Source organism: Psychrobacter sp. CR212, assembly GCF_059693765.1.
This window is the reverse complement of the sequence record NZ_JCATIF010000003.1, coordinates 123,468-149,414: the sequence shown is the minus strand read 5'-3', so window position 1 is coordinate 149,414 and position 25,947 is coordinate 123,468. Positions and strand designations below refer to the sequence as shown.

The following is a 25,947-nucleotide window of genomic DNA, read 5'->3' as shown; positions in this document are numbered from 1 at the left end:
AAGTATATCTATGTAAAAAATTAAATACGGTTGCAATAAACCTAAAAAAGCCAATCAGCAAGCCAAATAGCCACAGTATTAGTCAATTATCATCAGTTTATTAAAGTAACTTTAGCAGTTAGCATCTTTAATTGAGATGGCGTATATAAGTTTCAAGGCAAAAAACATAAAAAATGCCAATTAATGCCACAATTTATCATAATAACTGCTATTTTCTATAGTTAATCGATAACTACTGGCCACTCAGGGTTTGGGAGTTGCGTTTTTTGGGAAGGACTCCTAACATAACAATAAAATAAGGATGAGAGATACTATGACTGCATTTGCCGATAATACTAATAACCAGCTAACGAGCGACGTTTCAATCAGCCATGATGATATCAATAATATGGCTGATATCAGCTACCAATTCGATTTTGCCCGTTTTTCTGAGCATTTGGTGGATGTGTCACTGTCCTTTACGGCAACAGCTAATACTCCTCAGCTCTGGCTACCAGCATGGATACCAGGCAGTTATCTGATGCGCGAGTTTGCTCGCAACATCACCGCTGTGCATTATCGAGTAACAGACAGCCAAATAAAAGAAGGTGACGGGCTTTCTGAAACTTATCGTGCACAAAAGGTAGATAAACTTACGTGGCAACTCCCCACTATCACAGCAGGACAAAGGGTAGTCGTCGAATACGAAGTCTACTGCTACGACCTATCGGTACGTACTGCCTATGTCGATCAGCAGCGTCTGTATGGTAATTTTACCTCACTTGCACTCGCGGTCGACGGGCAAGAGCAGATTCCTGTACAAGTCAGCTTGATTGTTCCGGAGTCGTTTTTGTTAGATAAAGAAGAAAGTCATGTAATCTTGGCATGTGGTTTGGCATCTACGCATCTGCGCGTTGATGGTCAGAGCGAAGATAAACGGCACTGTTATCAATTACGGGCAGATAATTATCATGAGCTGATTGATTATCCTTTTGAGATTGCAACACAGAATAAATTTGATTTTATTATCCATGACAGTCAGCATCAGACACTTCATCACAGTTTTTATCTCTCAGGCAAGCATAGTGCCAATATGGGCAGGCTACAGCAAGACGTCACCCAAATTTGTCAGACTTATCTGGACTGGCTGGGGGATGCCCCCTTTCATGATTATACCTTTATGACGTTTGCCAGTGGTCAGGATTACGGCGGACTTGAGCATATCAACTCTACGAGTCTGATTACCCCGCGCCGTGACTTACCAAATGCTGATGAGCCAAAACTACCAAGCACGGATTATCAGCGGTTTTTGGGCTTGTGCAGTCATGAGTACTTTCACTCGTGGTGGGTCAAAACCGTGCGTCCTGATGTCATGATTGATGTTGATCTACGCCGTGAAGCGTTCACGCCGATGCTTTGGGTATTTGAAGGATTTACATCTTATATCGATGATTTTATGCTGCAAGCATCTGGCGTGATCAATAAGTCAAACTACCTCAGGTTGCTAGCGGAACAAATCAATCGCTACTACCAGACGCCTGGTCGCGGCAGTCAAAGTGTCGCAGAGTCAAGCTTTGATGCGTGGATTAAGCTGTACCGAACGGATGAAAATACGGGCAATGCAGGTATCAGCTACTACAATAAAGGCGCATTGGTGGCATTGTGTCTGGATTTGATATTGCTAAAAAATACAGATGGTCGCTATCGTCTATTCGATGTGGTCAAAGCGTTCTATACCCAAGCAAAGCAAAATGACAGCAAGCGTATCGGCGTCAATAGCGCGGATATGGGCGACGTGATTGGACAGTTTATGTCGATAGCGGAATGGGAGGATTTTGAACGACGTTATGTCAATGGGGTAGAAGAACTGCCAATTGAGTCGCTACTGCTCGCAAACGGTGTCAAAATGCAGGTCAATACCAAAGAGACTGCGGATAAGCATGTCCCATGGGGTATGCGCTGCAATGAGACACCCGCTGGACTCAAAATCAATCGGGTGAACCGCGGTAGTGTTGCCGCCAAAGCAGGTATCTCAGCCCACGACGTTATTATCGCGATTGATGGCATCAAGGCGGATAGTAAGCAATTAGCGTCGCTCAGTAATGCAGCGCGCACTGTTGAGTGTCATCTATTTCGCCGCGATGAGCTGATGTGTGTGCAAGTGCAACCTGATGCACTGCCACAAGCTGATGCACTGCCACAAGCTGACGGGAATGACAGTGATATGCCTGAAAAAGAATTTCCTCATAAGGTCAGTCTGCGCTTAGTAAAAGGTGATCCAACGTTAGCAGATCATAGCGATCCTAAGCAAGCAGAATCCGCTTGGGAGCCATGGCTGGATGTGATGAAGCGTCAGTCAGCATAGTCACATCGAGAGATATAAGTAAGCAAAGCAAAACCCCCTAATAAGCAAATATGGTTATTAGGGGGCTTAGGGCGTGTCATCAATTAACCCATTCAATCATTTAGCGGTCTTAAAATGGCTAAATCTTGTCAAATATCGTCAAAAATATTGTGAATATACCTATATTCTCTACAATTTTTTCCTCATTTGACTACTATTTATCTCATTTTAAGCCTCGCTATCTAAATGATGACACGCCCTAAATCATAGTTGATAGGTTTTTTTAATGTTCTCAATCAATATTTAGCAAAAAATAATCTATTTCACATTTTTATACTGAGTTGATTACTACTGCTCTTTGGTTTTATTATCAGGGTCCTCACTGGCAGGCTTCTCGTTTGCAGTAGTGTCGCCGTTAGGCTCGACAACCTCAGCATTATCGTTTTCAACATCGCTCGTCGCTTTAAGCGCGGCAATCCAGTTTTGCATGAGCTCAATCTCTACTTGCTGAGTATCGATGATATGCTGTGCCAATTGACGCATTTCTTCATCAGTACCGTATTCGAGCTCGATTTTTGCCATATCTACGGCGCCAATATGGTGTGGTAGCATGCCACGTGCAAATGCCATATCCGGCATAGGATCAGCAATCCCCAATGTCATCTCACCATGCATGCTTTCCATGCCCTTAGCGTAGGCCTGTTGCATAGCAGCGGTATTGGGCTTAGGTTTGGCTGCGTCAGGATGGCTGGCAAGCCATTTGTTTAGGATATCAATCTCAGCTTGCTGCGCCGTGATGATATCTTGAGCAAGCTGGCGCATGGCATCATCTGTACCGTACTTTAGCTGAATTTTTGCCATATCTATCGCGCCGCGATGATGCCCAAGCATGCCTTTGGCAAACGCGGTATCAGGATCGTTATAACCCATACCGATCATCATCTCATCATGCATACTGGTCATGGACTTTGTGTAGTCTTTGAGCATATCCGTCATCTGAGTGTCATCTGTGACGTTTTCGCTATCTACCGATGTATCGTGGCTCATATTCTCATGCTCAGCATGAGTCATGTCAGTCATTGGCGGGGTGGCTTCTTCTACAGGCGCTGATTGATTATCTGCTGCTGGCTGACACGCACCTAATAGCAGTGCAGTAGAAATGCTGGTGGCCAACAGAACAAAACGATGAGAAGCAATCATGATATATCCCTACTATAAGAAGACCAAATGATAAATAAATGAGGTCTATTTTACATAAATAATGACGTGCTGAATCTTAACAGATAAACCTTACCCATTCGAGACGCTATGTTTAACAAGAAGTAATATATTTACTTTAAATGAAAATATATGTCGGTGTAGTCGAACCACTATTAAAGTGTTACAGCGTTAGACTCGTTTAGCCTACTACTGTAGTACTTGCACTCGTCTGCCTTGTACCACTTTTAATATTGATTGACTATAGTTAAGCGTTTAGATGTGACAAATTAATAGCTGATACCCAATTGCTGATAGTGCTCACTAGTTAAGTGAATGCGCACAAACTCGCCAACTGCTATGTCACCTAATTCAAACCCTGCCACCGACCAACGTATCAAACGTAGGCAGGGCAGACCAACATGCGCGGTCATTCGTCTGACTTGACGGTTTTTACCTTCATAAATTGTCAGTATCAACCATGAGTCCGGTACGCTTTTACGCTCACGTATCGGCGGATGACGTTGCCAGAGCGCCATCGGTAGCTCATCTTCACTGACGTGTTTAACCTCAGCAGGCAGAGTTTTGCCATCTTTGAGCGTCACGCCACATTTAAGCTGATTGAGTTGCTCAGCAGTAGGAATGCCCTCAACCTGTACCAAATAAGTCTTACCTTGCTTACGTCCAGCATTGGCTTTTGGCGGATGGGTAATTGCTTTATTGACTCGGCCATCATCGGTCAGAATAAGTAACCCTTCGGACGTTGCATCAAGCCTACCAGCAACTCGCAAAGACTTATCAATAAAGTACTGCGATAGGGTGGCATGGTCATTGTTGCTATCGTCTCTGAACTGACTTTGCACCCCATAAGGCTTATTGAACAAGATGAGACTAGAAGTCGGCATAAAGTGATATTTCCTGAAGGTAAATGAGTGATTAGCAGTCTTTGCGTATGTTTAATCAAGCAAAGTCAGTACTAAAAAATAAGAACAGAGATATCGTGTTTGATATACGCTGTGCGATGTATTTTGCTACAAAAGTAGGACAGCAACCGCGAAAATTTACTGCTACTCTAAATCCATATTTTTATAGGGGTATTTATATTTTTGATAGTAATAAACCTATCATCTACAAGATAAAATGATTGTCCAGGCCTTTGTTCTATTACTATCAACAAGATAATCTATTATAACCCTTCAAGTATTATAAAGTTATAGATGCTGCATTTTATTAATAATTTATAAATTGTATATGTGATATTTATTATTAATTTAGTCAATAACACTGAATTTAATAATAAGCAGTTCCTATGCACAGTTTTAGTTTGTATTTACATCAATGCATATATGTTTAATTTGAAGCTATTTTTTAGTATCGTTCAATCCAATGCCGCAAGTATCTCATACATCAGACTTTGTTTAGCTAATAAGCGTCTAGAGCGCGACCATTATAATAGAAAAGCTAGCATAATAACGTGTTCAGTTCGCTTGCGATGTATAACTTACCACTAAGGAGTTTTATCCATGTCATATGATAAGGTCATCGTACCAAGAGACGGCGAAAAAGTAACCGTGAATGCTGATTTGTCGCTAAATGTGCCCAATCATCCGATTATTCCGTTCATTGAAGGTGACGGTATTGGGGTGGATATCACACCTGTCATGATAAAGGTGGTCAATGCGGCGGTCGATAAAGCCTACCACGGTAAAAAATCAATTATCTGGATGGAAGCTTACTTGGGCGAAAAAGCGGCCAAAATATATGACGGTGAATATTTACCAAGTGAGACATTAGAGATTTTAAAAGACTACGTCATCAGTATCAAGGGACCGTTGACCACGCCAGTGGGTGGTGGCTTTAGTTCGTTGAATGTGGCTGTACGTCAAAATCTTGATCTGTATGTCTGTCAGCGACCAGTACGCTGGTTTAAAGGCGTGCCAAGCCCAGTACAGCATCCTGAGCTGACCAATATGGTGATCTTTCGTGAAAATACAGAAGATATCTATACAGGTATCGAGTGGAAAGCAGGCAGTGATGATGTCAAAAAAGTCATCAATTTCTTAAGAGAAGAGATGGGTGTGACCAGCATTCGCTTCCCTGAAGACTGCGGCATCGGTATCAAGCCTGTCTCAAAAGAAGGCTCGCAGCGCCTAGTACGTAAAGCCATTCAGCATGCTATCGATAATGACTTGCCAAACGTGACCCTCGTGCATAAAGGCAATATCATGAAATTTACGGAAGGCGCGTTTAAAGATTGGGGGTATGAGCTGGCAGCAGAGCGTTTTAATGCTGAGCCATTAGATGGTGGTCCATGGATGACGATGAAAAATCCCAAAACGGGTAATGACATCATCATCAAAGATGTGATCGCTGATGCATTCTTGCAGCAGATTCTGATGCGTCCGGCAGATTACTCCGTAGTGGCAACACTCAACCTGAACGGTGACTATATCTCTGACGCGCTAGCGGCGGAAGTAGGCGGTATCGGTATTGCCCCAGGTGCCAACAAAGGCGGCGCAATCGCTGTTTATGAAGCGACGCACGGTACTGCGCCTAAGTATGCTGGTCAGAATAAAGTAAATCCAGGCTCATTGATATTGTCTGCGGAAATGATGCTGCGTGATATGGGTTGGTGTGAGGCGGCGGATCTCGTCATCAGTGGTATCCAAGGCGCGATCGCCAATAAGACGGTCACTTATGACTTTGAGCGTCTGATGCCAGATGCTATCTTGCTCAGTACTTCTGAGTTTGGCAAAGCCATTATCAAGCACATGGATGCGTAATCGCATTAATGCCTAGAGCGTTAAACTTTATTATATTTATTCAAGGCCGCTTACTGATGTAGGTGGTTTTTTTATGTGTTTGAAATGGATAAACATAGGCAAGTTGTTTATTATCATTTTGAGATAGGCACAAAAAAACACCTCAACGTCCTAAGACGGCTGAGGTGTTTTGTTTGCTAATACTTAAACTTACCTAATCGATCTGTGTATACAAACCAGAGCGATTAGGATTAATGTTTCAAGATCAATTGCTTATTACTTATAGCGATGCCAAGGCTTCGTTAAACAAAGCGCTTGGACGCATGGCTTTTTTCGCAAGCTCCTCATCGGCGTAGTAGTAGCCTTTGATATCGACTGGTTTACCTTGAGCGTCGTTAAGTTCTTTGACAATCGCGTCTTCGTTTTCTGCCAGCTTTTGCGCCAATGGCGTGAACTGTGCTTTTAGCTCGCTATCTTGATCCTGCGCCGCCAGCTCTTCAGCCCAATATAGCGCTAGATAGAAGTGACTACCACGGTTATCAAGCTCACCAGTTTTACGTGATGGTGATTTGTCATTCAGCAGCAGTTTTTCTGTCGCGGTATCGAGCGTGTCCGCCAAGACTTGAGCTTTAGCATTGTTGTCGTTGCTTGCCAAATGCTCCAAAGAGACGTTCAAGGCCAAGAATTCACCAAGTGAATCCCAACGTAGATGGTTTTCTTCGGTGAGCTGCTCAACATGCTTTGGTGCAGAACCGCCAGCACCCGTCTCAAACAAACCGCCGCCTTTCATGAGTGGCACAACCGATAGCATCTTAGCACTGGTACCAAGCTCTAGGATTGGGAACAAGTCAGTTAAGTAATCACGTAAGATGTTACCAGTCGCAGAGATCGTATCGAGGCCACGAGCGACACGCTCTAGGGTATAACGCATGGCGCGAACCTGAGACATGATTTCGATGTGTAAACCGTCAGTATCATGATCTTTTAGATACATTTTAACTTTTTTGATGAGCTCGTTCTCATGTGGACGGTATGGGTCGAGCCAAAAGATAACAGGCGTATTTGATTCACGGGCACGGCGTACAGCAAGCTTGACCCAATCTTGGATAGGCTCATCTTTAACCTGACACATGCGCCAGATATCGCCTTTTTCAACGCGTTTTTCGAGCAAGACTTCATCGGTCTCAACGTCGACGATACGAGCAATACCAGCATCGCTAGATTCAAAGGTCTTGTCATGCGAGCCGTACTCTTCTGCTTTTTGTGCCATTAGGCCGACGTTTGGTACGGTACCCATGGTCGTTGGGTCAAAGTTGCCATGCCATTTGCAGAAGTTAATCATTTCTTGATAAATACGAGCAAAGGTAGACTCTGGCATGACGGCTTTACAGTCATACATTTTGCCATCAGCGCCCCACATTTTACCGCCTGAACGAATCATCGCTGGCATAGAGGCATCCACGATCACATCACTTGGTGAATGGAAGTTGGTGATACCTTTGGCTGAATCAACCATGGCCAGACGTGGACGATGCTCCTGACAAGCATGTAGGTCGCGCTCAATTTCTTCACGCGTTGAGGTTGGCAAAGTAGCAATCTTATCGTATAAATCTGCCATACCGTTGTTGACGTTGATGCCAAGCTCGTCAAAGAGTTCGCCGTGTTTTTCAAACGCATCTTTGTAGTAAATGCGGACCGCATGACCAAACACGATGGGGTGTGAGACTTTCATCATGGTGGCTTTGACGTGTAGTGAGAACAAGATACCCGCTTCGCGGCAATCTTCCATTTCACGCTCATAGAATTCAAGCAAGGCTTTTTTGCTCATGACCATCAAATCGATAACTTCTTTGTCTAGTAGATCGATTTTAGGTTTCAATACTTTTTTGGTGCCGTCGTCTAGCAATAGCTCCATGCGAACCGTGCGCGCCTTATCTAGGGTCATAGATTGCTCGCCATCATAGAAGTCGCCGCCATGCATGTGCGATACATGTGTGCTTGACCATTGCTTCCATTCACCCATTGAATGTGGATGCTTGCGTGCATAGTTTTTGACGGCTTTTGGTGCGCGGCGGTCTGAGTTACCTTCACGTAGTACAGGGTTTACGGCACTGCCTAAGCTCTTACCATAGCGCTTACGTAGCTCTTTTTCTTCATCCGTTTGTGGATCATCTGGAAAGTCAGGGATGGCATAGCCTTTACCTTGCAGCTCTTTGATGGCTGCTTTGAGCTGCTGGACAGAGGCACTGATATTTGGCAGTTTGATGATGTTGGTGTTGGGGTCTTGAGTCAGGCGACCAAGCTCAGCTAGGTTGTCAGGAACACGTTGCTCTTCGGTCAAGTATTCAGGGAATTCAGCCAATATACGTGCCGCAACAGAGATGTCACTAGTTTCAACTTCGACACCTGCGGTCTTAGTGAACGCTTCTACAATAGGTAAAAAAGATAGTGTCGCAAGCGCTGGGGCTTCGTCAGTTTTTGTATAAATAATTTTTGACATTTTATTTGAATCTTCCTTTAGTTGTCGTTAATAATAAAGCTCGAATATAATGTTGAATATGGGTTAATGATACTATGCAATGCTCAATGATATCGTTCGAACAAGTACGTCGTATGTAGCTGCTTAGCAATATTTAAGTTAGAGATATTCAAGATTGATAAAACATTTTCTTTTACTGATGTTCACTACAAGGGCGTTCTCAGATGGCACGTTGACTGCCCTGTAAAACTGCCAGACAGCAAGTCGCTGACGGTATATTATAATAAACCCACTATAAATTCGAGAGGATGTCAATCACGTACCATGAACTAAGTATACTGTTTTCGCTCATATCTTAGGGTTTCAAATTATACTAAGCTGGTAGTAACCTTATTCTAACAGTCATTTGTTGCGATATCATCTTTTCAATAATATGGACGGTGTTTTATTGACCTTTATATTATTCTTGAGAGGACATAAGGATAATCCTAAAAACCACCAATGTCACGATTGGTGGTTTTTTATTGCGTCTCAAAAAAACTTTGCAAATTGTGACAGCAAAACCGCAAAAATTTGCTAGGCTAGGTCATCAACAGATTGGTTATCGATAAATATATAGCGATTATAAGAGTGACGGTGAGTATGAGTTTAGAGTATGCGCTGATGAATGATACTAGCTGGCAGAGCCAGACCGATTGGCAAACGCCAGACACGCCTTTTATGTCATTTGCTTTTTGGCAGGCGCTTGCTGAGACAGGCGCGATTGGAGAGCGGGCAGGGTGGCTACCGATATTTATTTTGGTGCATCGTGTCGACGATGACGTTGAGGGTGCCGCTCTGCAGCCAGTCGCGGTGCTGCCAGTATTTATAAAAGGCCATCATCGCGGTGAGTTCGTATTCGATCATTCATGGGCAGAGGCGTATGCGCGCTATGGTCTCGACTATTATCCAAGATTGGTCACTAGTGTGCCGTATACGCCGATTACGGGTCAGCGGCTTTGGCTGGCAAAAGGGGAAAGGCTCAATGAAGAGATAATCAAAACAGCCATCGCAGGTGTCGATGATATCGCTCAGCAAGTCGGCGCCTCAAGCTGGCATGGGCTATTTGTGACGCCTAATCTAGCCTCTATTGCGACCACGTCTATGCCGACCGAAATTGATATAGAGCGTGCGCTAGCAGCACAAGAGCGCGGCGTAGAGTCCGCGCCGATTGAGATGCCGATATTCGAGCGCCAAGGTTGTCAGTTCTTATGGCAAAACAAAGATTTGCTCAATGACAGTCAGCCCTTTGCAGACTTTGATGCGTTTTTGATGACGCTAAAAGCTAAAAAGCGCAAAACCATCCGTGCGGAGCGTCGTAAAGTGGCGGAGCAAGGTATTATCTGCCAGCGAAAAATCGGCGATGCTATCAGCGATGCAGACTGGAAGGCTTTTTATCACTGTTACGTGATGACTTATGCGGTACGCGGAAAGCAGCCTTATCTGACGATAGACTTTTTTATGGCATTGGCAGCGAGTATGTCTGAACATATTATGCTCGCGCAAGCACTCGATGCCAGTGGTGAGATTATTGCCAGTAGTTTGTTCTTATATGATACACCTAATAGTGGTAGTGTTGATAATAGTGCAACCTTGTACGGTCGATACTGGGGCGCGCTTGGTGAGTATGACAGCTTGCATTTTGAGCTGTGTTATTACCAAGGTATTGAGTTTGCCATCAAGCAAGGGCTAGCGTCCTTTGATCCAGGCACGCAAGGAGAGCATAAGTTGGTTCGCGGATTTATCCCAACGACCACGCACTCGCTTCACCGTATTTATGATCCGCGTTTTGTCCCTGCGATTGGCGATTTTTGTGCTAGAGATCGGATGCATATGGCACAATATCGCAAGCAAGCCCATGAGGCACTACCATTTAACGCGGACAATATGCCAGCCTTTGATACGCTTCATTGATATACACCATTAATGCCAACCATTAATAATAGCCTGCAGGCATTTACTTTACACATTTCACGATTAGCCGTTAATTATGTCCACAAACTCTATTGCTAGTATTGCCACCTCTCTGCCTCCTATTGAACTCGTATCGTGGCTCAATGCTGAAGGTTCGCTCACAGCCATGCTAGAAGAGAAGGCAGGGCAGCCGTTACGAGTGGAGCGTAGCTTTGAGGGTTATCGGCTGTTGACGCTGCAACAAAAGCGACAATTGGGTCTGCAAGGCTCAGCGCTAAATCATCCATTGCTGGCGTGGATACGTGAAGTACAGCTATACGGCAATGACGAGCGGCCGTGGGTCGGTGCGCAAAGCATCTTTCCGCTATCAAGCCTAAAAGGTAAGGCGCGACGCTTGCAGCAGCTAAAAGGTACGCCCATCGGTTATGTGTTATTTAAACGTCGGCGCACAGTGCCAAACCAGCGATTTGTGCGACAGACGAGCGAGGGCTGGCAACGGCAAACGCGCTATGACTGGTATGGCCGTTCATTACTTATCAGCGAAACCTTTTTGCCGGCATTTTTGTCCAGTGATACTTAAAAACGTTTTATTCTTATATACACAAAGAAAAGACTAGGGTCAAAAATTTGCATTGAGTAAAACCTTTAGGGCGTGTTGAACATTCGCAAATAGGCACTGCTGATCGCTAAAATTGTTCCAGACAAGGCACAAAGCGACGATAATGCAGATGCCTTAGCGAGATTTGTAACGCAGTATGGGGCAATTTTAGCGTCAGCCCCAACGATAAAAAGCAGGGGACAGGACTCTTTTTTGCCGCTTCATCGTTAAAAGTAAGCGCTTAGAATGACTAAACTTATTATTTTTAACATCGAATCGCCTAAAAAATAGTCGCTGTCAGTGCCATGGTCGAATGTTCAACACGCCCTATTTAATTGGCTATTTATCTGTGTTATATCGCCATTTAATTTGCTCATCTTCAGGCAGGCTTTTTTGCGCTCATCGCACAATTTTTCATGTTACACTTACGCTTTCGCAATGCTATCGATGCCGCTGTATATCGATTTTATTGACGGATCGGTCAAGTTAATGCAGGCCAACTGCCTGTGTTTATTCTTATGTTAATTTTTACTGATAGTCGCCATTCACAATCATGGTCGTACCATAAAATAGCTGGCAAAAGAGCAGCGTGCACAAGTACCTAGCATACTTTGAGCAACGTCGATGCAGTGTTCGTTTGGTTGTGGGCAAGCTATCAGCTTCTTTTTAATGATACTTTTTCAATGACAGTCACTACTTAGGACATTATTATGTTTAAAGACATTTCTATCAAAGAGTTTGATCCGACCCTTGCTGAAGCGATGGCCGCAGAAAGCGTTCGTCAAGAAAATCACATCGAGTTGATTGCCTCTGAAAACTACTGCTCACAAGCAGTGATGGAAGCGCAAGGCACTGATTTGACCAACAAATACGCAGAAGGCTATCCTGGTAAGCGTTATTATGGTGGCTGTGAGCATGTCGATGTCATTGAACAATTGGCCATTGACCGTGCAAAAGAGCTGTTCGGTGCTGAATACGTCAACGTCCAGCCACATTCAGGCAGCCAAGCAAACTCTGCCGTATTTTTAGCGTTGCTAGAAGCCAATGACACCGTACTTGGCATGAGTCTAGACGCTGGTGGCCACTTGACGCATGGCGCGCACATCAACTTCTCAGGTCTGAACTACAATGCCGTACAGTATGGATTGGTAGATGGCACTGGCCTTATTGACTATGATCAAGTAGAAGCCCTAGCGCGTGAGCACAAGCCAAAAATGATCATCGCAGGTTTCTCAGCGTATTCACAAGTCGTTGATTGGCAGCGTTTCCGTGACATCGCTGATGAAGTAGGCGCGTATCTATTGGTAGATATGGCACACGTTGCTGGTCTTGTTGCGGGCGGCGTCTATCCAAGCCCAATACCTTTTGCTGATGTGGCCACTACCACCACACACAAAACCCTACGTGGCCCGCGTTCAGGTATGATCTTGTCGCGTGATGAGAAATTAGCCAAAAAGCTAAACTCAGCCGTATTCCCAGGCAACCAAGGTGGCCCGCTCATGCACGTCATCGCGGCAAAAGCGGTTTGCTTTAAAGAAGCGCTAGAAGACAACTTCAAAACTTATCAGCAGCAAGTCGTGAAAAACGCACAAGCCATGGCAAAAGTCATTCAAGAGCGTGGCTATGAGATCATCTCTGGTGGTACTGAAAACCATCTCATGCTGATCAGCCTAGTGAAGCAAGAAATGACCGGTAAAGAAGCGGACAAATGGCTTGGTGATGCACACATCACTGTGAACAAAAACGCCGTACCAAACGATCCAAAATCACCATTTGTCACCTCTGGTATCCGTATCGGTACGCCAGCCATTACTACTCGCGGCTTCAACGAAGCGCAAGCAGCTGATTTGGCAGGCTGGATCTGTGACGTGCTAGACAGCCGCGGTGATGAAGCGGTTGCAGCTGAAGTACGCGGTAAGGTAGAAGCCATCTGCAAAGAGCTACCAGTGTACGAAAAAAACCAGTAAGTATTAACTGACTCTATTTGAGAGTTGTATAACAAAAAACCGCTTAGCACTTGCTAGGCGGTTTTTATTTTTAATCACAGTTAAGGAAGATACGATGTCTATTTCAACAACTATGTCGTTTTGCTTTTGTAGTGTTCGCGAGGAAAATTTAACCAGCATACTTGTTGGTGATATGACACTGGATGAGCTAAGAGAAAATCGCGATAACCAATACTTAGATGTGAGACAAGCGTCTCTTGAACATTATACGGAAGAACTGGTTGAGTTATTGGGAGAGGGGCATTATGCCTTGTGCGATTTGTTGTTTTTGGCAAACAATAGCACCCCGCTGCATGAGCAGCATGACGGTTTATTATACAATGTGGCCGTCGTACCTGAGATCGTCAAAGCGTTTGCCGCGACAGACTTAAAAAAATTGGTACACGATATCGGCTACCACGAAGCAGAGAGCCAAGAAGGTTTGAATACGTTTCGTGAGAATTTAAATCACGTTCACGAGTTATTTAAGTTTGCAGAAGAGAACAAGCTCAACGTGATTGGGTTTACGCTTTAGTGAGTCGATCATGTTGCTGCATGACGCCGCACCTAGACATATTGGAACCGAATGTCAGATAAATAAAAACCGCCCAACATTATTGCTGGGCGGTTTTATTCATTCAAATAATTGTGCGATAAGAGCATGCTCATGCAATAAAGGGCAATTTTAAACCCTACGAATATTTAGAATCTCAGCCACCGAGTTGATTGAGTCCTAATGCCAGCACCAAACCAATAGCAGTGCTGATACCCGCCCAATGGTTGCCATCTTTAAATGCAGACGGAAAAACTTCTGTCGCTAATGAAGCAATAACTGCCCCTGCGGCAAAACAGTCAATTGCACTAATTACTGCATCATCGACATCTTTGAGAAGCGTTTTGCCAATAATAGCTGCTAATGATAATAAAATAGCTGCACCAATCCATAGCATGAGTATTTTTTTGTGACTGCTACCACCATCGCGCATTTGTTTGGCACCGCCTGCGGCTTCTGGGAGGTTTGATAATAAAATAGACCCTGCTAGTGCCGCGACTTGTAAAGCGTTACCACCAATCAGCGCGACGCCAAGCGCTAAGTTTTCTGGGATACCATCAAGCGTAATAGCAGCAAGCAAACCTGCCCCGCCTTTGTTTTGCATTTTTTCATCAATCAGATAGTCAATACCCGTAAAGACCACTGCGCCTAACACGGTAAAGGCGACAGTCGTCCACAAACCACTCTCGCCAATCGCAGGTTGAATCATCTCAAGTACCACTGAGCTCATGAGCGCACCACCTGCCAGCGCAAGCAGATTGCCTTGTATCCAGTCAGGCATGTAGCCGTATAGACCCCACAATGCACCAATAACGAGTGCGCCTGAAACCACAAGAATAATGGCAAATACCAACATAAAATGCCTCGATACTTTTAATAAGTTTTAATAATTCTGAGTAATGTCTATTGATACGATGAATGGCGGTGAGATCACATTGTATTTGATAATAATGCTATCACACGATGTGACTCATGCAATCTCCTCAAGATTAATCACGGTTTAAATACGCTCAGACGTAGTATTACATAAACGGCAACTTGGTGAATATTTGCAATATCGTGGCATTGACGATATCGACAAAGAACGCACCAACCATTGGCACTATTAAGAAGGCTTTCGGCGAGGGGAGATAGCGATCCGTGACTGCTTGCATATTGGCAATCGCTGTCGGGGTAGCTCCCATACCAAAACCGCAATGTCCTGCTGAGAGTACTGCCGCGTCATAGTCTTTGCCCATGACTTTAAAGGTAATGAGGTAGACGTAGATAATCATGATGATGGTCTGTACGATCAATATGACCAATACAGGCCCTGCCAAATCCGTCAACTGCCACAGCTTCAATGACAGTAACGCCATTGCCAAAAACAGACTCAAAGACGCATTACCAAATACATCAATCGAGCGATCAAACATCTCAAAATTGAAGACCATCGTTAACACATTGCGAATGATGACGCCGCCTGCCAGTGCCCAGACAAACGTCGGTAGCTCAAACCATGTGCCCTCAGCCACGAGCGTCATCCCATCGGCAAAAGCCAATGCCCCTGCAAATAGCGCTAATGTCTCGATAGTAGAGGATGCTGTGATAAAGCGCATGCTATCGGGTCTCTCAAAGATGTCTTTATTGCTCCCTGCAGTATCCTCATCATGTTTGGTGCTATATAGAGACTGAGCACTGGCAACTTTTTCAATATCACTGGGATTGGGATCCGCTGGCGTCGGTTTTAGACCCAGTCGGTTAATCAAGCGACGTGCCACAGGGCCACCGACGATACCACCAGCGACCAAACCATAGGTCGCAACGGCGATACCCAGTGTGGTCGCACCGACCACACCGTAGTCTTGTTCTAAAGTAATACCCCAAGCACCTGCCGTACCATGACCACCCGTCAGCGCGATAGAGCCTGTGACGAGACCAAGCAGCGGATCAAGCCCTAGCGCACTTGCCATGGCCACGCCAACGACATCTTGTAGCACGATAAAGACGGATACCACGATCGTAAAAATCAATAACGGTGTGCCACCTGCCTTTAGGCGACTAAAATCAGCACTCAGACCGATAGAAGCAAAGAACATCAGCATAGTGGCGGTCTGTAAGCCTTGATGAAAGTTGAAGCTATATCCCCAAACCATATTGAGAATATAGACCACAACCGCTGCGACTAAGCCACCTGCGACAGGTTCTGGAATATTGAAGTCTTCTAAAAATTTAATCCTTTTGACCAAAAAACGCCCCAGTAGTAGCACCAAGGTCGCGAGTATCAGTGTGTAATAACCGTTTAAGGTAATCTCCATAGGTTAATCCTTTGTATAAAATAAATTAACCTGAATTCGGGATAAATATGGCTTTATCTCGAATTCAGGTTTCTATGATGACGAATCGTTGTCGGTGACTATCAGCGCCTCACTCTTTCACCGCTAAGTATCATTCTCAAAAGGCACAATAATCCACAGTTGCGGCTTACCAAAGTCGCTATAAGCATCCTCAATGATGCTTTTAAAGATATTGAAGTCTTCGGTGTTTATCTTTTTTATTACCGTCAAATCAAGCACTAAGTGCCGCACATCGCTGTCTGTCAGACAGTCCCATGCACTGTCCCAATTGTGTGAAAAATAGCTGGGGAAGTGGCAGGCACGCGCCAGACTCGTCAATAGCGTGGTTTTGTCCAGTGTGTCACACGCAGGTATGGTAACAGCCTGAGTAGGAATGACGGCAGATAGCGCTGTACCGTTTTGGTTAATGGGGTCTTGACTGACATAGTGGATGGCTTGGCTCGTATCTTTCTGATTCATGGCTTCTTGATTCATATTCGCTTGTTTCATGTTAGTGCACCTCCAGCTTTTGAAAACTATCATAATGATCGACGGTTAAGTAATAAACAGTGGGCGGATAACCACCTGTGACGATACGCCGCGCACCGCGATGTGAGACGCCAGGGGTGGGTACGGTGTATTCGCGGTAGTAGCCTTGCGATTGTGCTGGCAGTCTACCTTCACGGTTATAAAACGTCGTGCCGTCCTTATTGGGATAAGGGTATGGCCCGCCTTGTTGAATCAGCGCAATCGTTTTATCGATCTGTGCATCGCCCGTGATGCTAGTGGTCGCTGTGTCAGTTGTGGCGACTTGACTGGTATTGTCAGACGTATACTGAGATAACGTCGAGCCTAAATCACCAAAGAAGTAGACAGCGACAGCGATAATGGCAATGAGGCTAAATAGGGTACTGCCTAGGCTTCTCTTGTTGCGAGAGCTATTTTGACGAGTGTTTTGATGGTTGCGATTTGAGGGGCGGCTGTGATTATCTCGCTTGCTATTATTGGGCATCTGCCTTGGTGTATTTGGTGCAGTATCTGGTTCAATGCTGAGTACGGCTGACGTCACTTTGGTGGCACGCAATTGGTTTTTATCATTACGACTACACGTGAAATAGACACGTCGACCAACCGCTATCGGCTCCGCCAAACTTACTTTGCTAATATGAAAAAACACGTCTTCATCTTGATTATCGACATCGATAAAGCCATAGCCTTTTTCGTGATTCCAATGCTTAATCTTGCCGCTTTGCATGGTGGCACCGCTCCTTATTGTTTAGGTGTCCGTAATATAAATGCCTATGATTATCATAAAAAAAACGCCAGCACAATGGCCGACGTTTTCAAACTTTTGATTCAATCATGAATACAGATTTAGTTATGCACGTACTTCACCATGACCATAGACGATCCATTTTTGTGAGGTCAGTCCCTCAAGACCGACTGGGCCGCGCGCATGGATTTTGTCCGTTGAGATGCCAATCTCAGCACCAAGACCATATTCAAAGCCATCAGCAAAACGGCTAGAGGCGTTAATCATCACGCTTGCTGAGTCCACTTCACGAATAAAGCGTTGCGACTTGGTATAGTTGTCCGTGATGATGACATCGGTATGATGGCTGCCATGTGTATTGATATGTTCAATCGCCTCATCGATACCGTCGACGACTTTTACCGCAAGAATAGGGGCAAGATATTCTGTATCCCAGTCCTCAGAGGTAGCAGCAGACAAGTGACCGTTTAAGGTGATCACATCGGCTAAGATACTCTCAGCACTTTCGTCAACACGCAGCTGCATGGCATCATCGGCCTCGATAATGGCGGTGGCAATCTTTGGTAATAAATCTTTGGCGATAGAGGCATCAATCAGCAGCGTCTCCATCGTGTTACACGTACCATAACGATGGGTTTTGGCATTGACACTGACTTTGATGGCAATCTCAGGATCCGCATCGCTATCGATAAAGGTATGGCAGTTGCCGTCTAGATGCTTGATCACAGGGACGCGGGCGTCGTTGCTAATACGCTCAATCAGACCTTTGCCGCCACGCGGTACGATAACATCGACATATTCAGTCATGGTGATCAGCTCACCAACAGCAGCTCGATCGGTCGTTTGCAATACCTGCACGCTGTGCTCAGAGAGATCCGTGTGGTTGAGACCTTTTATGATGCATTTGGCAATCGCTTGATTGGACTCAAACGCTTCAGAGCCACCGCGTAAGATGATGGCGTTGCCTGATTTTAGTGCCAGTGAAGCAGCTTCTAAGGTTACGTTAGGACGCGATTCATAAATCATGCCAACGACGCCCAGTGGCACACGCATTTTGCCCAAATGAATCCCTGATGGCTGATAAGTCATATCCGTCACTTCGCCGATTGGATCAGGCAGGCTCGCCACGTCTTTTAGGCCTTGGAGCATAGCGTTGAATCGTGCTTCGTTTAATTCCAAGCGATCGAGCAGAGCGCTATCAAGCTCGTTTTTGTGACCGTTGTCCATATCGATTTTATTGGCTGCCAAAATATCTGGCTTGGCATTGACTAGCTCATCATGAATGGCCATGAGCGCGGCGTTTTTGTCGCCTGTGTTGGCTGCTGCGAGCGCACGAGAAGCGGCTCTGGCTTGCTTGCCAACAGACTGCATGTAGGTGGTAATATCCGTCGTATTTGCTTGACTCATCAATTATTCTCCTTATGTGATATCAGTTTTATATAAATAAAAGCGCCTAAAAAGGCGAAAATTTAGCAAAAAATCAGTTTTGAATGCCTATTTAGCGGTCCATAGGTCATTATGCTATTTAACATAGAGGAGATTGCGGCGATAGTAAAGATGATTTTGTGAACAGAACCCGCTTTACAAAGCATCAAAGTAACTTTACAAAGGGATGTTTTAAAGTTTACTTCCTAGTGTTTAAAAAGGGTTGCTTCAAATATTTTGTGAGCTGTGTTTACGTGCCTTTAACAGAACTGCGCTGTAAATACTAAGGTAGCTGCGATGTATCATCAGTATAGTAGGCACTAAGAAAACGGCACTATCAATAAATGACGCTGAATCATATGACAAGTAATGGAGAATAACGATGACGACTAAAAACACGACATACAAAAACTGGATGACGATTGGCTTGGTTGCAGGGGTGCTTGCGCTCAGTGCTTGTAGTAAAGATGAGACACCAATGGAGACGCAAGCGGATACAAGCGTTGACGCCCAAACCAGCGTTGAAGAGAATGCAACCGCAACTGCGAGTAGCTCTGACGACATCGCCGTTGCTAGCGCCGATGACGGTATGGCTGTCAGTACAGGGGATGATGTGGCTGTGGCAACCGCAGATGATGCAGAAGTACTGGATGGTACGGAAGATTCAGAGCATGTATCGACGTACTAAGTTCTATGGCGCGCCAAACGCTATGATAGTGTGTTGGTCAATATAGCATTATCAGATAAAACAACGTCTGGCACGCGAAAGTGATAAAATAAAGCCCAGAGCGATAAATATGGTCTGGGCTTTTTTGTGCCAGTCAGTTATCCATTACTGATTAACTGACTGGTTAAACACAAGATTTGCCTTTTTACTGTGTAATAAGAGACAATATGGCATTTTTCTCTTGGCCTGCTCAGGCGTAGCATTAGCATAATAATGCTATAGATGCTGATACTGTATAGCTCTTATTTATAATATACAGCTCTTATTTATTTTTATTCGTGTTTTCACTCATATTTATTGGAAGTCTGCTGAACCATGCTTGATACTGCAAAAAAACCGACTCGGCCTATCGCCTTAGACTTACAAGACATCCATAAAAGCTATGGCTCATTAGAAGTACTCAAAGGGGTATCTCTCACTGCCTATGACGGTGATGTTATCTCTATTTTAGGCTCATCGGGCTCAGGTAAATCAACCTTGCTGCGCTGCATTAATTTGCTCGAAAACCCCAATCAAGGTCGTATCCTGATCGGTAACGAAGAGCTCATGCTAAAACCTGCCAGATCAGGTGAGCTGCAAGCGGCGGATGTGAAGCAGTTAGAGAGCTTGCGTGCTCGCGTTGGGTTCGTCTTCCAGAACTTTAACTTGTGGCCACATAAGACGATTTTGCAAAATATTATTGAAGGACCAACGCAGGTTCTCAAGATCAAAAAAGCCCAAGCGATTAGTGATGCTGAACAACTGCTCGACAAAGTCGGTTTGCTCGATAAAAAAGACGCCTATCCAGCGAACTTGTCTGGTGGTCAGCGTCAGCGGGTGGCCATTGCGCGCGCGCTTGCCATGCAGCCGCAAGTGCTATTATTTGATGAGCCAACCTCGGCGCTGGATCCTGAGCTGGTCAATGAAGTACTGGCTGTGATGCGAGAGCTGGCAGAAGAAGGGCGTACCATGCTGATCGTCACTCATGAGATGCGCTTCGCCCGTGAAGTATCAAGCAAAGTGGTCTTTTTGCATCAAGGGGTGGTTGAGGAGATCGGCACACCTGAGCAAGTCTTTGACAATCCTACCTCTGAGCGCGTCAAAGATTTTATGGCCTCTCATCGTCCGCACTAATCCTGTCCAAATCAGAAATCGGATGGCGGTAGAGTACTACTGACTCTACCGCCATCGAATCCTATCAAATATAAAAATCACTATAGCGTAACTATTGTTTATCCTTTATTGCCCAATAGTCACGGTGAGTATGCAAAACGTTTGTTTTTGATTTTTTACTCAGGTATTATCAAAAAGGTTTATAGTCGGTCAATTTTAACGGCTGTCCATTATTCTGCTATCTATATTGCTTGTCTGTCAGGGACGTCAGAGAACAAAGTATCAGAACCCCATATCCATACCCATCAGAATTTAAGGAACATATGATGTCGAACGCTCGTCTATTGTGGTCATCGATGACCGTCTCTGCTGCGCTCATGCTAAGCGCTTGTAGCCAACCTGCCGATGAAACTACCGAAGCCAATGCCGATGCACCTGCCGCAGAAACGACTGGCCAAACCATCCGCATTGCAACCGAAGGCGCTTATCCTCCGTTTAACTATACCAATGCTGATGGTAGCTTGAGCGGTTTTGATGTCGATGTTGCCAATGCTTTGTGTGAGCAGATGCAAGCCAACTGTGAAATCGTTGCTCAGGATTGGGACGGTATTATCCCAGGTCTATTGGCACAAAAATATGATGCCGTTATCGCAGGTATGTCAATCACGGCTGAGCGCCAAGAAAAAGTCGATTTCAGCGAACCGTATTTTGCCAATACGATGGTATGGCTCACCAACACTGATGGCAGCTTTGATCCAATGGTGATCCAAAACGTCACGCTTGGTGGACAGCGTTCTACCACGCCAGGCGCTTATCTACAAGATAACTACGAAGGCAAAGATGGCAATACCGTTCAGCTATATGACAACTACGACAATGCCTACTTGGATCTAAAGTCTGGTCGTAGCGATGCGGTACTGGCCGAAAAAGTCTCTGCCAAATCATGGCTCGCTGATAATAAAGAAGGCTTCGGTATCGTTGGGGATGAGATTGATAACGATGACAATATTGCTATTGCCGTGCGTAAAGGTGATGGACTCAAAGCGGAATTTGATAAAGCATTGAGCGAGATCCGTAGTAATGGTGAGCTTGCCCGTCTTGAGCAGCAGAATTTTGGTCAATAATGACTCACTAAAGACTGCTGCGAATACGCGCGCGCCACTGACAAGTACTGAGTAAGTGGCGCTCAATAAGGCATCAAGCAGCACGTAATAAGTGACGATATGGCTGGTGACTATATTAAGGAATAATAGGTATGACAATTTCAATAACATCATCAATGAGCAAAAAAGCATTGTGGCTAGCACCGCTTAGCGCCGCGATGCTAATGCTAGCAGGTTGTAACAACAGCTCAGCACCAGCAGAAAGCGCTGAAGCTGATACCGCGACTGAAGCACCTATGAATATCAAAATCGCGACAGAATCAAGCTATAAGCCATTTAGTTACACCGATGCTGATGGCAAACTGATCGGCTACGAGATTGAGTTGGTTGACGCATTATGTGCACAAATGAAAGCAGAATGTGAAGTCATTTCTCAAGATTGGGATGGTTTGATTCCAGGGTTGAATGCACAGAAATTTGATGCAGCCATCGCTGGTATGTCAATCACCCCTGAACGTAAAGAAGTGGTCGACTTCAGTGACCCTTACTTCCATAGTGGTATCATCTTGATTGGTAAAAAAGGCGACGATATCAGCATCGATTCGCTCAAAGGTCAACCAATTGCCTCACAGCGCTCTACTGTTGCATCGCAGTATCTACAGGACGAGCACGCGGATGCTGATATCAAGCTATATGATACTCAAGACAATGCCTACCTAGATCTAACCTCAGGTCGCGCACGCGCGATGATGTCTGATAAAGTCACTGGCACTGATTGGCTAAAAACAGAAGCGGGTAGTGGCTACGAGATTAAAGGTCAAGAAATCAGCAGCGACGACGATGCAATGGGTATTGCCTTCCGTAAAGGCGATCCATTGGTTGCTAAATTCAATGCGGCATTGGCTGAGCTAAAAGACAACGGCACGTATGATCAAATCACAGGCAGCTACTTTGGTACCAGCTCGACCGCTGCGGCACAAAAAGCAGTCGTGACTGATGGCGTCGATGAAGTCATAGTCGTTGAAGAAGACGCACCAGCTGAAGCGGCAACGAACTAAGACGACGTCTTCTGCATAGACCGTCATTTTCAAAAGTGTTGTTTACCCAAGAAAACCCAAGGATGATCATGAGCAATCACTGTGTTCCAGTCCGTGCTACGACTGGCAAATCTATTATTAGCGCTATGACGAGCAGCCGTCTATCTGTGCCATTACTTACGCTAGCGACTATTTTTACCATCGCTGGCTGTAGCAATAGCCAAGAGAATGCGGCCGATACCAGTTCTGATACGACCGAAACAAAGGCAACTAAGGATGAAGTATTGCGTATTGGTACGGAAGGGGCGTATGCACCTTTTAACTATACCAATGCGGATGGGACACTGGGTGGTTTTGACGTTGAGATAGCCAATGCCATCTGTGCCGATATGCAGGTGACTTGTGAGATTATGGCGCAAGATTGGGACGGTATTATTCCTGGTCTAAAAGCCGGTAAGTATGATGCGATTGTCGCGGCGATGTCCGTTACGCCAGAGCGTGCAGAGCAGGTTAGCTTCACTGACCCATACTTTAGCAATACCTTGGTTTTTTTGGCCAAAAAAGACAGCAGTTTTGACCCTAGTAACCAAAGCGACATCGACGCTCACTCGATTGCCGCGCAGCGCTCGACCATCTCATCACAGTGGTTCGAAGACAAGTATCCAAACGCTGACATGAAGCTTTATGATACGCTGAGCAATGCGTTTTTGGATCTAGGATCAAACCGCGTCGATGCGATGATCTCTGATAAGTTGCCTGCGATAGAGTGGCTGAGCTCTCCTGCTGGTAGTAAATATGCACTAAAAGGTGAAGAGATTGATATCAATGATAACTTTGCGATAGCAGTACGCCCAGGCGATCCGCTACAAGCAAAAATCAATCAATCTTTAGCCAATATTAAAGCCAATGGTACTTACGATAAAATCAATCAAAAGTACTTTGCTATACCAGAATCTGCGATGCAGACCTCAGATGCAGACACGCCTGAGCAGCCAGTCGCAGAGACCGCCGGTCAGTAATTTTACCAGCTGCACGCTACGGCTTTCATAAGAAAGGTTTATAGCCAATAATAGTTGATTGTTTCTTAATAAGAAGGACGTTGCCATGATGGTGACGTCCTTTTTTATTGACTGTCCTATCAACGAATACACATTATGAGTGCCTATCAAGGTTGCTCAAATTTAGTCGGTTTATTGTGTGCTTCTAGAGGTAAGTGTCTGTTTAAGTACGGCTTAGGCACAGCTTTTACGCGTCAGTATTAACATCACGGCGAGCGAATATGATAAAATCAGCGCTCATTTCTACTGTGTCAATTATCGCAGCGCCAACCGTATTGCTCTGACGTCATTTTTTTGATGACGACCATCTGTATTAAGGTGGTATAAAATACGGTGATGGGCTGCGTTCAGCTATTGATGCTGATTCTTTTAACTCATATTTTGCAAATTGCTAATATAAAGAGACTGAGTGGATAATCGTGTTTGACTTACAAGGATTTGGCGCGCTTTTATTAAGCGGCGCTACCGTCACCATACAGCTTGCCGTGACCAGTTTAATCATTGGTCTGGCCTTAGGCTTGCTTGGCGCAACCGCAAAGATGTCCAATATCTGGTTGCTGCGTAAGCTTGCGACTGTCTATACTGCGACGATGCGCGGTATTCCTGAGCTGCTATTGGTGCTCTTTATTTATTATGGCGGCTCAATCTTATTGATGAGTATCCTCAAAAAGTTCGGCTACAACGACTATGTCGAGATTAGCGCTTTTTGGGGCGGTGTTATGGCGCTGTCGATCGCGTTTGGGGCGTATGCGACTGAGATTTTTCGCATGTCCATTCAAGAGATTCCGATAGGGCAACGAGAAGCGTCGCAAGCGATTGGTATGCGTCCTTTTCAGACCTTTTATCGCATAACCTTGCCGCAAGTATGGCAGATTGCATTGCCAGGTTTGGGCAATTTATTTTTGGTATTGCTCAAAGACACCGCGCTGGTGTCGGTCGTGGGTCTCAAAGACATCATGTATCAGTCGTCGCGTGCTGCGCAGTCAACACAGCAGCCGTTTACCTTTTATATGGCAGCCGCGATTATTTATTTGGGTCTGACCATGTTGATTACTGGCTTTATGATGTGGCTTGAGTGGCGCGCCAATCCAGCGGCACGCTATGCTAAAAAGATAAGCCGTCAATCCACTCACAGTCAATCGACCATAGGATAGAGGAGAGATACTATGGATTGGAATTGGCAGGTCATTTTTGATCATATACCTGATTTACTGAGCGGTGCGGTACTGACTGTACAGCTGGTCGTGATCTCAGGTATTGTCGGATTGTTTTTTGGTTTGATTCTAGCGCTGCTGCGCTTGTCGAAGAGCTGGTTAGTACAGATATTGCCATTTCTTTATATTTTCTTTTTCCGCGGTACGCCGCTGCTGGTGCAGATATTCCTGATTTACTATGGTCTCGGTCAGTTCGGGGCGGTGCGTGAGTCGTTTTTATGGGAGCCGGTGCTCAGTCAAGCATACTGGTGTGCCATCATCGCCTTTACCCTAAATACCAGTGCATATCTGGCAGAGATTATACGCGGTGCGATTCAGACGATACCTGTCGGTGAGCTTGAGGCGGCCGATGCGCTTGGCATGTCAAAATGGCAGAAGCTGACACGTGTAACGTTGCCGCGTGCGTTTGGTATTGTGATACCCGCCTACAGCAACGAAGTGATCTTTATGCTAAAGGGCAGTGCGCTCGCATCGACCATTGCATTGATGGATATTACGGGGGTGGCTCGTACGATCAGTGCGCGTACCTATACGCTAATGGAGCTGTTCTTTGCCGCGGGTATCGTTTATCTTGTGCTGTCATGGGTTATCTTGTTTAGCTTTAGACTGTTTGAAAAACGTATGAACCGACACGCCAGCTATGTGCCACCAGATGTGGTGACCAACACGATTCCGTAGAGAGTCACTAGTCATGAATGGTCGCCAAGATGACAATAAAGGTGACGGTAGACAATATAGTAGGGATTGCTGAAAAATATTTATCATTTATAGGGAGAGTCTAGTATGAGCCAATCGCCACATATGTCATTAGCAAATGCCATCACCGCTGGTGTCAATGAAGAACAGAGCATTG

At 45.1% G+C, this 25,947-nt stretch carries 21 protein-coding genes; 13 read left to right on the top strand and 8 right to left on the bottom strand.

Annotated features, from left to right (window positions below):
• The first annotated feature begins 313 nt into the window (after window positions 1-313).
• On the top strand, window positions 314-2,344 hold the full coding sequence (locus AC58CZ_RS07910) for a M61 family metallopeptidase (protein WP_497413144.1): 2,031 nt from the start codon (window positions 314-316) through the stop codon (window positions 2,342-2,344).
• Between the two features lie 327 nt (window positions 2,345-2,671).
• On the opposite strand, the gene copM is transcribed toward AC58CZ_RS07910, so the two are convergent.
• On the bottom strand, window positions 2,672-3,523 hold the full coding sequence (gene copM / locus AC58CZ_RS07905; RefSeq protein WP_494224050.1) for a CopM family metallochaperone: 852 nt from the start codon (window positions 3,521-3,523) through the stop codon (window positions 2,672-2,674).
• 287 nt (window positions 3,524-3,810) lie between these two features.
• Entirely contained in the window at window positions 3,811-4,425 is a 615-nt protein-coding gene (locus tag AC58CZ_RS07900) for a pseudouridine synthase (protein WP_494224051.1), read from the bottom strand.
• A gap of 618 nt (window positions 4,426-5,043) precedes the next feature.
• Here AC58CZ_RS07900 and icd point away from each other — a divergent pair.
• The gene (gene icd / locus AC58CZ_RS07895; protein ID WP_494224052.1) at window positions 5,044-6,303 is read left to right on the top strand and encodes an NADP-dependent isocitrate dehydrogenase; all 1,260 of its coding nucleotides are present in this window, start codon (window positions 5,044-5,046) and stop codon (window positions 6,301-6,303) included.
• 259 nt (window positions 6,304-6,562) lie between these two features.
• Here the strand turns inward: icd and AC58CZ_RS07890 are convergent, their stop codons facing one another.
• Window positions 6,563-8,782, bottom strand: coding sequence for an NADP-dependent isocitrate dehydrogenase (locus tag AC58CZ_RS07890; protein ID WP_058024254.1), 2,220 nt, complete (start codon window positions 8,780-8,782; stop codon window positions 6,563-6,565).
• 621 nt (window positions 8,783-9,403) lie between these two features.
• On the opposite strand from AC58CZ_RS07890, the gene AC58CZ_RS07885 reads away from it, so the two are divergent.
• The 4 genes from AC58CZ_RS07885 (at window position 9,404) to AC58CZ_RS07870 (ending at window position 13,832) form a co-directional block, all read left to right on the top strand.
• Window positions 9,404-10,714, top strand: a complete 1,311-nt coding sequence (locus AC58CZ_RS07885) for a GNAT family N-acetyltransferase (protein WP_494224053.1) — start codon at window positions 9,404-9,406, stop codon at window positions 10,712-10,714.
• A gap of 76 nt (window positions 10,715-10,790) precedes the next feature.
• Window positions 10,791-11,294: a chorismate lyase gene (locus AC58CZ_RS07880; protein ID WP_494224054.1), complete on the top strand. Its 504-nt coding sequence runs from the start codon at window positions 10,791-10,793 to the stop codon at window positions 11,292-11,294.
• A gap of 728 nt (window positions 11,295-12,022) precedes the next feature.
• Window positions 12,023-13,279: a serine hydroxymethyltransferase gene (glyA, locus tag AC58CZ_RS07875; RefSeq protein ID WP_075107723.1), complete on the top strand. Its 1,257-nt coding sequence runs from the start codon at window positions 12,023-12,025 to the stop codon at window positions 13,277-13,279.
• A 94-nt stretch (window positions 13,280-13,373) separates the two neighbouring features.
• Window positions 13,374-13,832 carry a hypothetical protein gene (locus tag AC58CZ_RS07870; RefSeq protein ID WP_071002344.1) on the top strand — a complete coding sequence of 153 codons (459 nt, stop codon included), beginning with the start codon at window positions 13,374-13,376 and terminating at the stop codon, window positions 13,830-13,832.
• Between the two features lie 175 nt (window positions 13,833-14,007).
• On the opposite strand, the gene AC58CZ_RS07865 is transcribed toward AC58CZ_RS07870, so the two are convergent.
• From AC58CZ_RS07865 to AC58CZ_RS07845, 5 genes are all read right to left on the bottom strand, one after another.
• Entirely contained in the window at window positions 14,008-14,706 is a 699-nt protein-coding gene (locus tag AC58CZ_RS07865) for a ZIP family metal transporter (protein ID WP_494224055.1), read from the bottom strand.
• A gap of 166 nt (window positions 14,707-14,872) precedes the next feature.
• A complete protein-coding gene (gene gltS / locus AC58CZ_RS07860) occupies window positions 14,873-16,147 on the bottom strand; it encodes a sodium/glutamate symporter (RefSeq protein WP_494224056.1) in 1,275 nt (424 codons plus the stop codon).
• Between the two features lie 123 nt (window positions 16,148-16,270).
• A complete protein-coding gene (locus tag AC58CZ_RS07855; protein ID WP_494224057.1) occupies window positions 16,271-16,675 on the bottom strand; it encodes a barstar family protein in 405 nt (134 codons plus the stop codon).
• Between the two features lies 1 nt (window position 16,676).
• On the bottom strand, window positions 16,677-17,420 hold the full coding sequence (locus AC58CZ_RS07850; protein ID WP_494224058.1) for a ribonuclease domain-containing protein: 744 nt from the start codon (window positions 17,418-17,420) through the stop codon (window positions 16,677-16,679).
• Window positions 17,421-17,543: 123 nt separating this feature from the next.
• The gene (locus AC58CZ_RS07845; RefSeq protein ID WP_494224059.1) at window positions 17,544-18,845 is read right to left on the bottom strand and encodes a glutamate-5-semialdehyde dehydrogenase; all 1,302 of its coding nucleotides are present in this window, start codon (window positions 18,843-18,845) and stop codon (window positions 17,544-17,546) included.
• Window positions 18,846-19,245: 400 nt separating this feature from the next.
• Here AC58CZ_RS07845 and AC58CZ_RS07840 point away from each other — a divergent pair, with 400 nt between their 5' ends.
• The 7 genes from AC58CZ_RS07840 to AC58CZ_RS07810 all read left to right on the top strand — a co-directional run bounded on the left by AC58CZ_RS07840 (window position 19,246) and on the right by AC58CZ_RS07810 (window position 25,772).
• On the top strand, window positions 19,246-19,551 hold the full coding sequence (locus AC58CZ_RS07840; protein ID WP_494224060.1) for a hypothetical protein: 306 nt from the start codon (window positions 19,246-19,248) through the stop codon (window positions 19,549-19,551).
• 354 nt (window positions 19,552-19,905) lie between these two features.
• Window positions 19,906-20,703: an ABC transporter ATP-binding protein gene (locus AC58CZ_RS07835; protein WP_075107717.1), complete on the top strand. Its 798-nt coding sequence runs from the start codon at window positions 19,906-19,908 to the stop codon at window positions 20,701-20,703.
• 302 nt (window positions 20,704-21,005) lie between these two features.
• Complete coding sequence (locus AC58CZ_RS07830) at window positions 21,006-21,806, top strand: transporter substrate-binding domain-containing protein (RefSeq protein ID WP_494224061.1); 801 nt, start codon at window positions 21,006-21,008, stop codon at window positions 21,804-21,806.
• Between the two features lie 131 nt (window positions 21,807-21,937).
• Entirely contained in the window at window positions 21,938-22,843 is a 906-nt protein-coding gene (locus tag AC58CZ_RS07825; RefSeq protein ID WP_494224062.1) for a transporter substrate-binding domain-containing protein, read from the top strand.
• A 68-nt stretch (window positions 22,844-22,911) separates the two neighbouring features.
• Window positions 22,912-23,841, top strand: a complete 930-nt coding sequence (locus tag AC58CZ_RS07820) for a transporter substrate-binding domain-containing protein (protein ID WP_494224063.1) — start codon at window positions 22,912-22,914, stop codon at window positions 23,839-23,841.
• 458 nt (window positions 23,842-24,299) lie between these two features.
• Entirely contained in the window at window positions 24,300-25,034 is a 735-nt protein-coding gene (locus tag AC58CZ_RS07815; RefSeq protein WP_071002335.1) for an ABC transporter permease, read from the top strand.
• Between the two features lie 12 nt (window positions 25,035-25,046).
• A complete protein-coding gene (locus AC58CZ_RS07810; protein WP_494224064.1) occupies window positions 25,047-25,772 on the top strand; it encodes an ABC transporter permease subunit in 726 nt (241 codons plus the stop codon).
• Window positions 25,773-25,947: the final 175 nt, after the last annotated feature.